Source organism: Burkholderia orbicola, from assembly GCF_900100915.1.
Classification (GTDB): domain Bacteria; phylum Pseudomonadota; class Gammaproteobacteria; order Burkholderiales; family Burkholderiaceae; genus Burkholderia; species Burkholderia orbicola.
Map to the genome: position 1 here is coordinate 1,297,507 of NZ_FNKW01000001.1, position 12,546 is coordinate 1,310,052.

The 12,546-nt window shown below is 67.5% G+C and carries 11 protein-coding genes; 5 read left to right on the forward strand and 6 right to left on the reverse strand.

Annotated features, from left to right (window positions below; translation table 11 throughout):
* Positions 1-10 precede the first annotated feature (10 nt).
* The 4 genes from trpD to BLS50_RS06150 are packed head-to-tail and all read left to right on the forward strand — an operon-like array spanning position 11 to position 3,419.
* Positions 11-1,042 (forward strand): anthranilate phosphoribosyltransferase, encoded by a 1,032-nt coding sequence (gene trpD / locus BLS50_RS06135; protein WP_006477042.1) that lies wholly within the window; start codon positions 11-13, stop codon positions 1,040-1,042.
* 28 nt (positions 1,043-1,070) lie between these two features.
* Entirely contained in the window at positions 1,071-1,856 is a 786-nt protein-coding gene (gene trpC / locus BLS50_RS06140) for an indole-3-glycerol phosphate synthase TrpC (protein WP_006477043.1), read from the forward strand.
* Entirely contained in the window at positions 1,856-2,482 is a 627-nt protein-coding gene (locus tag BLS50_RS06145) for a CYTH domain-containing protein (protein WP_011546533.1), read from the forward strand. Before trpC ends, BLS50_RS06145 begins: the two co-directional genes overlap by 1 nt.
* Before the next feature lie 13 nt (positions 2,483-2,495).
* Positions 2,496-3,419 carry a uracil-DNA glycosylase gene (locus BLS50_RS06150; RefSeq protein ID WP_074801398.1) on the forward strand — a complete coding sequence of 308 codons (924 nt, stop codon included), beginning with the start codon at positions 2,496-2,498 and terminating at the stop codon, positions 3,417-3,419.
* Between the two features lie 129 nt (positions 3,420-3,548).
* Here BLS50_RS06150 and BLS50_RS06155 read toward each other — a convergent pair whose 3' ends face one another.
* The 4 genes from BLS50_RS06155 to BLS50_RS06170 form a co-directional block, all read right to left on the reverse strand.
* Positions 3,549-4,145 (reverse strand): FMN-dependent NADH-azoreductase, encoded by a 597-nt coding sequence (locus tag BLS50_RS06155; protein ID WP_027809353.1) that lies wholly within the window; start codon positions 4,143-4,145, stop codon positions 3,549-3,551.
* Between the two features lie 154 nt (positions 4,146-4,299).
* Positions 4,300-6,099 carry a M61 family metallopeptidase gene (locus tag BLS50_RS06160; RefSeq protein ID WP_074801402.1) on the reverse strand — a complete coding sequence of 600 codons (1,800 nt, stop codon included), beginning with the start codon at positions 6,097-6,099 and terminating at the stop codon, positions 4,300-4,302.
* A gap of 105 nt (positions 6,100-6,204) precedes the next feature.
* Entirely contained in the window at positions 6,205-6,933 is a 729-nt protein-coding gene (locus BLS50_RS06165) for a DsbC family protein (RefSeq protein ID WP_006477048.1), read from the reverse strand.
* A 90-nt stretch (positions 6,934-7,023) separates the two neighbouring features.
* Complete coding sequence (locus tag BLS50_RS06170) at positions 7,024-8,202, reverse strand: UbiH/UbiF family hydroxylase (protein WP_074801405.1); 1,179 nt, start codon at positions 8,200-8,202, stop codon at positions 7,024-7,026.
* A gap of 248 nt (positions 8,203-8,450) precedes the next feature.
* On the opposite strand from BLS50_RS06170, the gene ychF reads away from it, so the two are divergent.
* Complete coding sequence (ychF, locus tag BLS50_RS06180) at positions 8,451-9,545, forward strand: redox-regulated ATPase YchF (RefSeq protein WP_006477050.1); 1,095 nt, start codon at positions 8,451-8,453, stop codon at positions 9,543-9,545.
* Between the two features lie 150 nt (positions 9,546-9,695).
* Here the strand turns inward: ychF and BLS50_RS06185 are convergent, their stop codons facing one another.
* Positions 9,696-10,895, reverse strand: a complete 1,200-nt coding sequence (locus BLS50_RS06185) for a glycosyltransferase family 87 protein (protein WP_074801412.1) — start codon at positions 10,893-10,895, stop codon at positions 9,696-9,698.
* A gap of 230 nt (positions 10,896-11,125) precedes the next feature.
* Complete coding sequence (gene gabP, locus BLS50_RS06190; RefSeq protein ID WP_074801415.1) at positions 11,126-12,517, reverse strand: GABA permease; 1,392 nt, start codon at positions 12,515-12,517, stop codon at positions 11,126-11,128.
* Positions 12,518-12,546: the final 29 nt, after the last annotated feature.

Genomic DNA, 12,546 nt, shown 5'->3' on the forward strand with positions numbered 1-12,546 from the left:
GAGACGCACGATGACGATTACCCCGCAGGAAGCGCTGCAGCGCACGATCGAGCACCGCGAAATCTTCCACGACGAAATGCTGCACCTGATGCGGCTGATCATGCGCGGCGACCTGTCGCCCGTGATGGCGGCCGCGATCATCACCGGGCTGCGCGTGAAGAAGGAGACGATCGGCGAGATCGCCGCCGCCGCGACCGTGATGCGCGAATTCGCGAACCACGTCGAGGTGCAGGACAACTCGAACTTCGTCGACATCGTCGGCACCGGCGGCGACGGCTCGCACACGTTCAACATCTCGACCGCGTCGATGTTCGTCACGGCGGCCGCGGGCGCGAAGGTCGCGAAGCACGGCAACCGCGGCGTATCGAGCAAGTCCGGCAGCGCCGACGTACTCGAGGCGCTCGGCGTGAACATCGACCTGCAGTCGGAGCAAGTCGCCGCATCGATCGCCGAAACCGGCATGGGCTTCATGTTCGCGCCGAACCATCACCCGGCGATGAAGAACATCGCGGCCGTGCGCCGCGAGCTCGGCGTGCGCACCATCTTCAACATCCTCGGCCCGCTGACCAATCCGGCCGGCGCGCCGAACCAGCTGATGGGCGTGTTCCACCCCGACCTCGTCGGCATCCAGGTGCGCGTGATGCAGCGTCTCGGCGCGCAGCACGTGCTCGTCGTGTACGGCAAGGACGGGATGGACGAGGTGTCGCTCGGCGCCGCGACGCTCGTCGGCGAATTGCGCGACGGCAAGGTGCACGAATACGAGATCCATCCGGAGGACTTCGGCCTGCAGATGGTGTCGAACCGCACGCTGAAGGTGGAAAATGCCGACGAATCGCGCACGATGCTGCTCGGCGCGCTGGACAACCAGCCGGGCGTCGCGCGCGAGATCGTCACGCTGAACGCGGGCACCGCGCTCTACGCGGCCAATATCGCCGAATCGATCGCGGACGGCATCCAGCTCGCCCGCGAAGCGATCGCGAGCGGCAAGGCCCGCGCGAAGGTCGACGAACTCGTGCGCTTCACGCAGCAGTTCAAGCGCTGACCCTCTTACGAATCCAGCAGGAACCCACATGAGCGACATTCTCGACCGAATCATCGCCGTCAAGCGCGAAGAAATCGCGGCGGCCCTGCGCAGCACGCCGCTCGAGGCACTGAAACTGGAAGCCTCGGCGCGCGACCTGCGCGACTTCGTCGGCGCGCTGCGCGCGAAGCACGCGGCCGGCAACGCCGCCGTGATCGCCGAAATCAAGAAGGCCAGCCCGTCGAAAGGCGTGCTGCGCGAGCACTTCGTGCCGGCCGACATCGCGCGCTCGTATGCGGCGCACGGCGCCGCGTGCCTGTCGGTGCTGACCGACGAGCAGTTCTTCCAGGGCGGCGTCCGCTATCTCGAGGAAGCGCGCGCGGCCTGCACGCTGCCGGTGCTGCGCAAGGACTTCATCGTCGACGCGTACCAGATCGTCGAAGCCCGCGCGATGGGCGCCGACGCGATCCTGCTGATCGCCGCCGCGCTCGACACGCCGCTGATGCAGGATCTCGAAGCGTATGCGCACTCGCTCGGCCTGGCGGTGCTGGTCGAAGTGCACGACCGCCACGAGATGGAACAGGCGCTGACGCTGAAGACGCCGCTGCTCGGCATCAACAACCGCAACCTGCGCACGTTCGAAACGTCGATCCAGACCACGCTCGACATGCTCGACATGATTCCAGCGGATCGCATCGTCGTGACCGAATCGGGCATCCTGTCGCGCACCGACGTCGACACGATGCGCGCGGCGAACGTGAACACGTTCCTCGTCGGCGAGGCGTTCATGCGCGCCGAGCAGCCGGGCGAGGAACTCGCACGGATGTTCTTCTGATGGCGATCGAACAGGAAATCAAGCTCGCGCTGCCGGCCGGCCAGGCCGACGCCGCGCGCCGCTTCTTCGAGACGCTGACCGGCGAACCCGGCCGTGCCATCACGCTCGCGAACGTCTATTACGACACGCCCGATCTCGCGCTGGCGCGCTCGAAGAGCGCGGTGCGCGTGCGCCGCACGCCGGACGGCTGGCTGCAGACGTTCAAGACGGTCGGCAGCGCGGAAGGCGGCCTGCACAGCCGCCACGAATGGGAGCTGCCGGTCGCCGGCGACGCGCTCGAAATCGACGCGCTCGTCGCGGCCTGCGACGTGCCGGAAGCCGCCGCCGCGCTCAATGACGCGGCCGGCGCGCTGCACGCGCTGTTCCGCACGGATTTTTCGCGTACGCTGTGGCGCATCGCAATCGGCGGCGCAACCGTCGAGGCCGCGGTGGACCTCGGCGAGATCGTCGTCCAGGCGGAACACGAAACGCGCCGCGAACCGATCAGCGAAATCGAACTCGAACTGATCGACGGCCCGGAAACGGCGCTCGCGACGCTCGCCGCCGAACTGCAGCAGGCACTGCCGGGCCTCGTTCCCGAAAACATCAGCAAGGCGCAGCGCGGCTACCGGCTGCGCGCGCAATAAACTCGCATCACGCATGGCAACCCGCAAGACTTCCCGCGCGCCGCAACAGGCGTCGCTGTTCGACGATCCCGTGCCGGAAACGGCACCGGCCGATATTCCGTCCCCGGCTTCCGAGCCGCCTGCCGCTCGGCGCAAAGCTGCGAGGAAAACCGCCGCACCGGCGCCCGCGCCAGCCCCGGCCCCGGCCGCCGCGGCCCTGCGGCCCGTTGCCGCCGACGTGCCGCATCTGGCCGAACAATTTGACGCGCTGCCGGCCGTCTGGCGCGACGTGCTGAAACCGTTCACCGACAGCGACGCGTACGCGCCGCTGTGCCGCTTCGTCGATGAAGAGCGTGCGGCCGGCAAGACGGTCTACCCGACCGACGTGTTCCGCGCGCTGCGCCTGACGCATCCCGACGACGTGAAGGTCGTGATCCTTGGCCAGGACCCGTACCACGGCGACGACCGCGGCACGCCGCAGGCGCACGGCCTCGCGTTCTCGGTGCCGCCGGCCGTCCGCACGCCGCCGTCGCTGCGCAACATCTTCAAGGAAATCGCCGCGAACTTCGGTCACGACACGCCGCGTCACGGCTGCCTCGACACGTGGGCACGCCAGGGCGTGCTGCTGCTCAACACCGTGCTGACGGTCGAGCGCGGCGCGGCCGCGAGCCATGCGAAGCGCGGCTGGGAGCAATGCACGGACACGCTGATCCGCGAGCTCGCCGGCCGTCATCGCGGGCTCGTGTTCATGCTGTGGGGCGCGCACGCGCAGGCCAAGCGCGCGCTGTTCGACGCGAACGCGCATTGCGTGCTCGAGGCGCCGCATCCGTCGCCGCTGTCCGCGCACCGCGGCTTCCTCGGCTGCCGCCATTTCGCGCTCGCGAACGACTATCTGGCCGCCGCCGGCCGCGAACCGATCGACTGGCGCCTGCCGGACGTAGCCGAAACGCTCGCGTAACAGCCTCGGTTGCGGCGAGTTCGCCGGCCGAATGCAAAAACGCCGCGTCCCCGAAAGGACGCGGCGTTTTTTTCATCGGGCGACGCAGCGGGTGCATCGCACCCGCATCGACCTGACGCGTTACGCGCGTTACGCGGCGGCGATCGCTTCGCGTGCGCCGGCCAGCGCGGCGCTCTGTGCGTCCGGGCCGAGGTTCAGGCCTTCCGCGTGGATGAAGCTCACGTCGGTCAGACCGATGAAGCCGAGGAACGTGCGCAGGTACGGGGTCTGGCTGTCGTTCGGCGTACCCAGGTACTTGCCGCCGCGCGCCGTCACCACGTGAACCTTCTTGCCCTTGATCAGGCCTTCCGGACCGTTCTCGGTGTAGCGGAACGTGACGCCTGCGCGGGCGATCCAGTCGAAGTACGTCTTCAGTTGCGACGAGATGCCGAAGTTGTACATCGGCGCGCCGATCACGATGATGTCGGCCGCTTGCAGCTCGGCGATCAGTGCATCGCTCTTCGCGACGATCGCATTCTGTTCCGCGGTGCGCTTGTCGGCCGGCGTGAAGAACGCGCCGAGCACCGATTCGTCGAGGTGCGGCAGCGCATCGGCCAGCAGGTCGCGAACCACGACGTTCGCGCCGGGGTTCGATTGTTGCAGCTTTGCCGTCAGTTCGTTGGACAGCAGCGTGGATTGCGCACCTTGCGAACGCGCGGCGGAATTGATTTGCAGAATGGTCGTCATGTCAGGCTCCGGGTGGGGGTGGGGTTGCGCTTCGGTAGCGCGAGTGACGCCATTGTGCGTGGCCGCATGACCGCGAAAAAGCGGGTTCAGGGCGACGGATTGTTGCAGCAACAGAACAATCGCCGATCGTGCCCCGCTACCCGCTTTCGTACGATTACCCCTTCAGCCAGGCTTCGCGGGCCTTCGTGGCCGCAGCCGGCTTCGCGGCCGCCGTCAGCCGGTAGCGGGTGACTTCCGGGCCGTCGAGCTTCAGTTTCGCGGTGCGCAGCTCGTCGCGGCGGAACGCGTGAATCTCGACCTTGTCGCCCGGCCGGTAGCGTGCGAGCAGCGCATCGAGGTTCGTGCCCGTCACGCGCAGCCCGTCGACCGCGATCAGCGTGTCGCCGGCCGACAGCCCCGCGCGATGCGCGGCGCCGCCTTCGTAGACCGCCGCCAACGTGCAGTCCGCGCCGCCGCGCAGGCGCGCGCCGATCGTCGGTTTCGCGGCCGCACCGGTCGCGACGTCGGGGACCAGCGTCACGCCGAGCGGCGCGAGCAGTTCGGCGAGCGGCAGGTCGCGCGTGCCGTGCACGGCGTCGGCGAACAGGCGGCCGAGCGCGACGCCCGTCGCTTCCTCGATCAGCGCCTCGACTTCGTTTTCGTCCACGCCCGCCTGCTTGCCGCGATAGAAGTCGCGGCCGTAGCGTTGCCACAGCAGACGCATCACGTCGTCGAGCGACTTCCGGTTGCGCGTCTGCGCGCGGATCGCGAGATCGAACGCCAGCGCGACGAGCGAGCCCTTCGTGTAATAGCTGACGATCGCGTTGGTCGCGTTCTCGTCCTGGCGGTAGTACTTGATCCACGCGTCGAACGAGCTTTCCGCGACGCTCTGCTTGAGCCGGCCCGTGCCGCGCAGCACGCCGCCGATCGTGCGGCCGAGCGCCGCGAAATAGTCGTCCTGCGACATCAGCCCGCTGCGCACCAGCATCAGGTCGTCGTAATACGACGTGAAGCCCTCGAATAGCCACAGCAGCGACGTGTAGTTCTCGCGCGTGAGGTCGTACGGCACGAACGCCGCCGGCTTGATGCGCTTCACGTTCCACGTGTGGAAATACTCGTGGCTGCAGAGGCCGAGATACGTGCGATAGCCTTCCGTCGTTTCCGGTCGCCCCTTCACCGGCAGGTCGGTCCGGTTGCAGATCAGCGCGGTCGATGCGCGATGCTCGAGGCCGCCGTAGCCGTCGCTGACCGCGAGCGTCATGAACACGTAGCGGTCCATCGGCGCCTTTTTCGACTTCGGCTCGAACAGCGCGATCTGCGCTTCGCACACACGCTTCAGATCGGTACGCAGCCGCTCCAGGTCGAGTTGCGTCACGCGCCCGGCGATCACGATGTCGTGCGGCACGCCGTGCGCGTCGAACGTCGCGAGCACGAATTCGCCGATCGTCACCGGATGGTCGGACAGCTCGTCATAGTTCGCCGCGCGATACGCGCCGAAACCGTAACGCCTGGTGCCGCCCGCTTCGGGCAGCGCGGTGCCGACACGCCACGTGCGGAACGCGGCACCGGCCGGTTTCGCGATGTCGACTTCGCACGGCGCGTCCTCGCGACCGGCGACGCTCAGGAACACGGCTGTCGCGTTGAAGAAGCCGCCCGATTCGTCGAGATACGCGGAGCGCACCGACAAATCCCACGCATACACGTCGTAGCGCAGCGTCAGCGCGCCGGTCACGGGCGCGGCCTGCCACGTGTGCTTGTCGGTCTTCGCGATGCGCACCTTGCGGCCCGCGTCGTTGAACGCGCGCAGCGTCACGATGTTGCGCGCGAACTCGCGCACGAGATAGCTGCCCGGAATCCATACCGGCAGCGAGAAACGCTGGCCTTCGGGATCGGGATCGGCAACCGTCACCGTCACTTCGAACAGGTGCGCGGCAAGATCTTTCGGGACAATCGAATAGCGGATCGGCTGGGTCATCGTGGCAATCGGTCGGTCGAATACGGCGGCGAAAACGAAGAGAGGCGCCGGCAGATCATGCGGGCGCCCCTCGCTGGCCGGGCGCTGCGCCCGGCGTGCAGTCGGTTACTTGCTCGAGGCGAGCGCCTGGTTGAGCTGGTCGGCCGATACCGCGCCCGGCAGGCGGCGACCGTCCGGCAAAAAGATCGTCGGCGTGCCCGTGACGTTCATCCCGCGGCCGAGCGCAAGGTTCTTGTCGAGCGCGGTGGTGTCGCAAGTACCGGCGCCGGACGGCGCGCGATGGTCGAGCATCCAGCTTTCCCACGTCTTCGCCCGATCGGTCGCGCACCAGATCGCCTTCGACTTCGCGGTCGAATCCGGCGACAGCACCGGGTACAGGAACGTGTAGACGGTCACGTTGTCGACCGACTGCAGCGTCGTCTCGAGCTTCTTGCAGTACGGGCAGTTCGGATCGGAGAACACCGCGATCTTGCGGGCGCCGTTGCCCTTGACGATCTTGATCGCATTCGCGAACGGCAGGCTCGCGAAGTCGATCTTGTTGATTTCGGACAGGCGGGCGTCGGTCAGGTTCTTGTGCGTCTTCGCGTCGACGAGATCGCCGAGCAGCACGTAGTCGCCCGCCGCGTCGCTATAGATGATCTGCGAGCCGAGGTTCACTTCGTAAAGGCCTGCGACCGGCGATTTCGACACGCTCTTGATCGGCGCGTCGTTGCCGAGACGGGCTTGCAGCGTGGCCTTCAGCTTGTCGGTGGTCTGGTCGGCCTGCGCGGTGCAGCCGAGCGTCGCCATCGTGACGGCCAGCGCCAGCGACGCGATGCGGATCGTTTTTTTCATTGAAATCTTCCTTCAGCTCAATCGGAGTGCACGGCACAGTGTACGCCGTAACGGAACCGACTCCGACCGGCGCGGCGGCGGAAGGTTCGCTCAGCCGAGCGCGGCCGACACGAGCCAGCGCTTCACGAGCGGCTGCGCGCCGACGAACGCCATGCCCGCATTGCGCACCGCCTTCGCGAGCGAGCCCGGCACCGCGAACAGCCGCTGCAGGCCGTCGGTGGCGACCATCAGCGCGCGGATGTCCTCGCGGCGCGAACGTTCGTAGCGGCGCAGCAGCACCGTATCGCCGAGATTACGGAAGCTTTCCTTGCCCGCGATCGCGTCGGCGAGCGCGGCGACGTCGCGCAGCCCGAGGTTCATCCCCTGCCCCGCGAGCGGGTGGATCAGGTGCGCGGCATCGCCCACCAGCGCGACGCGCGGCGCGATCAGCTTGTCGACCGTCTGCAGGGCCAGCGGGAAGCCGGCGGCCGGCGTCACGCATTCGAGCGCGCCGACCTGACCGTGCGACACGCGCTCGACCTCGGCCGCGAGCTGCGCCGGATCGAGGGCGAGCAGTGCGTCGGCATGCGCGGTGTGCGCGGACCACACGAGCGACACGTGGCCGTCCGGCAGCGGCAGCAGCGCGACGATCTCGCCTTCGTGGAACCACTGGTACGCGGTCTCGCGGTGCGGCAACGATGCCTTGAAGTTCGCGACGACGCCCGTTTGCCGGTAGTCGCGCCGCTCTACCCTGGCCCCCATTTGTGAGCGCACCCACGAATGCGCGCCGTCGGCGCCGACGATGAGATCGGCTTCGAGCACCTGGCCCGACGACAGCGTCAGCACGGCCGCGTCGTCGCGCACGTCGAAGCCCTGCGCACGCGCATCGAACCACGTCAGGTTCGGCTGGAACCGCAGCGCGGCGTCGAGCGACGTCTCGACCAGCGAGGATTCGGCGATCCAGGCAAGCTGCGGCACGGACGCCTGGTAGGCGGAGAAATGCAGTTCGGCATGCGCATCGCCATACACGCGCATGTCGTAGACCGGGGCGAGCCGGCCGTGGTCGAGCGCCTGCCAGACCCGCAGCCGCTCGAGCAACGCTTGCGAACTGGACGACAGCGCGTAGACGCGCGTGTCGAACGCGAGATCGGCGGGGCGCGGCGTGGCCGGCTGGGCGAGCAAGGCTGTCTTGTAGCCGGACTGGGTCAGCGCGAGCGCGGCCGTCTTGCCGACGAGCCCGCCGCCGACCACGGCGACGTCGAAGGAGTGGTGGGCAGTCATGGCGGGCATTATAGCCGCGGGGCCAAACCCTTACGCGGCCGGACTTTGCGGGAAATCAGCAGAATCGCGGGCCGGTGCGCCCGCGCGGCGGCTCGCCGCATCGGCCGTTCGGCGCGCAGCCCGGAATCCGGGGCGCCGTCACGGTACAATAGCGTCTTTGACCGCCGGCCCGCCGCGCTCCACGCGCCGGCCGCCCCTTTTTTCCCGCGCCGCCGTGCCCTGTCCGGCCGCGCCGCCTCACCCGTCCGAAGGATTCCATGAGTCTCAAATGCGGCATCGTCGGCTTGCCCAACGTCGGCAAGTCCACCCTGTTCAATGCGCTGACCAAGGCCGGCATCGCCGCCGAGAACTACCCGTTCTGCACGATCGAGCCGAACGTCGGCATCGTCGAAGTGCCCGATACGCGCCTGAAGGCGCTCTCCGAGATCGTCAAGCCGGAGCGTGTCGTGCCGGCCGTCGTCGAATTCGTCGACATCGCGGGCCTCGTCGCGGGCGCAAGCAAGGGTGAAGGCCTCGGCAACCAGTTCCTCGCGAACATCCGCGAAACCGATGCGATCACGCACGTCGTGCGCTGCTTCGAGGATGACAACGTCATTCACGTCGCCGGCAAGGTCAGCCCGATCGACGACATCGAAGTGATCAACACCGAACTCGCACTCGCCGACCTCGGCACCATCGAGAAGGCGCTCACGCGCTATTCGAAGGCGGCGAAGTCGGGCAACGACAAGGAAGCGGCGAAACTCGTCGCGGTGCTCGAAAAGGTGCGCGCGCAGCTCGACCAGGGCAAGGCCGTGCGCGGCCTCGCGCTGTCGGACGACGAACAGGCGCTGATCAAGCCGTTCTGCCTGATCACCGCGAAGCCGGCGATGTACGTCGCCAACGTGAAGGACGACGGCTTCGAGAACAACCCGCACCTCGAGGCGGTGCGCAAGTACGCGGAAAGCGAAAACGCGCCGGTGGTCGCCGTATGCGCGGCGATCGAGGCGGAAATCGCCGATCTCGACGATGCGGACAAGGAAGCATTCCTCGCCGACATGGGCATGGAAGAGCCGGGCCTCGACCGCGTGATCCGCGCGGGCTTCAAGCTGCTCGGCCTGCAGACCTATTTCACCGCCGGCGTGAAGGAAGTGCGCGCGTGGACGATCCACATCGGCGATACCGCTCCGCAAGCGGCCGGCGTGATCCACACCGACTTCGAGCGCGGCTTCATCCGTGCGCAGACGATCGCGTTCGACGACTTCGTCACGTACAAGGGCGAGCAAGGCGCGAAGGAAGCCGGCAAGATGCGCGCGGAAGGGAAGGAATACGTCGTGCACGACGGCGACGTGATGAACTTCCTGTTCAACGTCTGAGCGAATCACCCCGGGCGTAGTACGGCAATACACGGAAAACCCCTTGCGGCCTCGGCGCCGCAAGGGGTTTTCTGTTTCATGCGCCCGGCATCGTTCCGCTCGGGTCGACCGACTGCAGCAACATGCGCTCACCCGCTCGTCAGGCAACCGCTACGCAGCCACCGGCGCCGGCTCGCGGCTCCGGCGCACGATCATCGCGAGCAGCGCGACCAGCACCGCCGACGCAACCGGCCAACCCGTGCCGCTGATCACCGCGACGAAGGCCTGCGCCGGCGCGAACCAGGCCAGCACGACGATCACGATCTCGGCTCGGCGCAACGGGACGTTCCGCGCGTCCAGCAGCAGGAATGCAACCGGCAATACCAGCCAGAGCAAGTCGTAGTACACATAGTAAGGCTGCACGAGCAGCGTACCGGCGGCCAGCGCGGCGGCGCGGAGCGCGAAGCGCGAGCGGCGAATCCAGACGTCGACGACCGCCGCGACCGCCAGTACCCCGACGACCGCATGCACGGCATAGGCTGGCCCGACGGACAGCCCGGCTGCCCGGGCGAGCGAGATCGTCGACGGCATGGCCCGCCGAAGCGTGTCGCCGTACTCGACCACGTTGTGGTGGAACGCCGGCATGAACGCGAAAAACGCGGCCCACGCCCGCACGCCAAACGCCGCCAGCGACACCGCGACGATGCCGGCGCTGAACGCGCCGGCCGATATCAATGCCTTCCAGTGGCGCCCGCAGACGAGCGCCAACGGGAACAACACGCCGAATTGCGGCTTCACGATCAGCACCGCAATGCATGCGCCCGCCAGAACCGGGCTCGATTCGAGCAGGAGCAGCGCCGCCGCCGCCGCCGCGACCGTCATGAAGGAATTTTGCATCGTGAGCGCCGCGCCGAGCAGCCCCGGAAATGCGGCAATCGCGACGCGCAGCTGCGCGTCGAGCGGGCGCACGACACGCGCGACGACCGCCGCATAACAAGCGATCTGCAGTGTCGCGAACACCGCGAGCGCGAAGGCGAACGGCACGAGGCCGAACGGGAGGATGACGAGCAGGAACGTCGGCGGATACGGCCACGGAGCGAAGTCGTCGAACGGCCGCAGGGCGGCTTCGATCGGCTGCATCCACCCGGGCGAGAAGATCGCCGCGGCGCCGTGCTCGATCGCGACACGGGCCGCCGCCCAGAAAATCGCGAAGTCCGAGCCGACCATCGGGGACGAGCGATCGTGCCAGCCGTAGTACCTCATCGCCCAGACAGCCAGAACGACGATCTGCAGCGCGAGTACCGCGGCTGCATACGTGCCGACGCGCCGCGCGTCGACCGCGCGACTGCCCGATCCGTGCACCGTCCCCATCGCCCACCCCCGCGATTTTTCTTCTCGTCGAGTATAGGCGACGATCGTTTCGGCAGATGACGTTCCCGCCGGCACGCAGCAGCGCGCGTCGCCCAGGATCGATGCCGCGCGGCCGGTACTCGCAACGGCATCCGTCCGTCGTCGAAAGAAAAATGGCCCGGCCGGCAAATGCCGGTCAGGCCATGTTCATGAACGGGGCTCCCGCTCCGCCGTTACATCACGCGATCAGATCACGTCGCCGACACCCGGCGCCCCGCGTTCGCCCGCGCATCGCGGCCGCGCTTGTTCAGCCACGATGCGAACAGCACGATCAACGCCAGCACGGCCGTCGCGCCGACTTCCATCCGGTGCTCCTCGCTGACGAACATCACGGTCAGCGTGCCGCAGATGAACAGGATCACGGCCCACGTGAGCCACGGGAACAGCCACATCCGCAGCGTCAGGTCCGCGCCGCCCGATTCGAGCGTCTTGCGCATCCGCAGTTGCGAGATCGCGATCACGAGATACACGAGCAGCGCGATCGCGCCCGACGTCGCGAGCAGGAAGCCGAACACCTGCTCCGGCATCAGGTAGTTCGCGATCACGGTCAGGAAGCCGAACGCGGTCGACGCGAGCACCGCCGCACGCGGCGTGCCGGTCGAATCGGTGCGATGCAGGAAGGCGGGCGCGTCCTTGCGCCGGGACAGCGAGAACAGCATCCGCGACGCGGTGTACAGCGCAGAATTCAGGCAGCTCGCGACCGACACGAGCACGATCACGTCGATGATCGCCTTCGCGTTCGGGACGCCGATCAGCTCCATCGCGCGCTGATACGAGCCGTGCTTCGGCAGCAGCGGGTCGTTCCACGGCACGATGGCCGCGACGACGAGGATCGAGCCGAGATAGAACAGCGTGATACGCCAGATGACCGAGTTCGTCGCGCGCACGATCTGGCGCTGCGGGTTGTCCGATTCGGCGGCCGCGATCGTCACGATCTCGGTGCCGAGGAACGAGAACATCGTCGTCAGCATCGCCGCGAGCACCGCGCTCGCGCCGCGCGGCATGAAGCCGTCGTGCACGAACAGGTTCGACACGCCCGACACGGCCGGCGCCGGAATGATGCCGACGATCGCCGCACCGCCGATGCACAGGAACACGACGATCGCGACGACCTTGATCAGCGCGAACCAGAATTCGAATTCGCCGTAGTTCTTGACGGAGAAGAGATTGGTGACGGTGAGCAGCAGCGTGATGCCGAGCGCGAAGATCCACGTCGCGATGCCCGGGAACCACGCATTGAGGATGGTCGCGGCGGCGGTCGCCTCGATCGGGATCACCAGCACCCAGAACCACCAGTACAGCCAGCCGATCGTGAAGCCGGCCCAGTGGCCGATCGCGCGATCGGCATAGGTCGAGAACGACCCGCTGTCCGGATGCGCGACGGCCATTTCGCCGAGCATACGCATCACCAGCACGACCAGCACGCCCGCGATCGCATACGCGAGTATCGATGCCGGCCCGGCTTCCGCGATCGCGTGGCCGGAGCCGACGAACAAGCCCGCGCCGATCACGCCGGCAATCGACATCATCGTTACGTGACGCTGCTTCAGGCCAGTGCCGAGGCCTGTGTTGCTTCCACTCATCTGTCTCTCTCCAAAAAACGGTTCCGGTA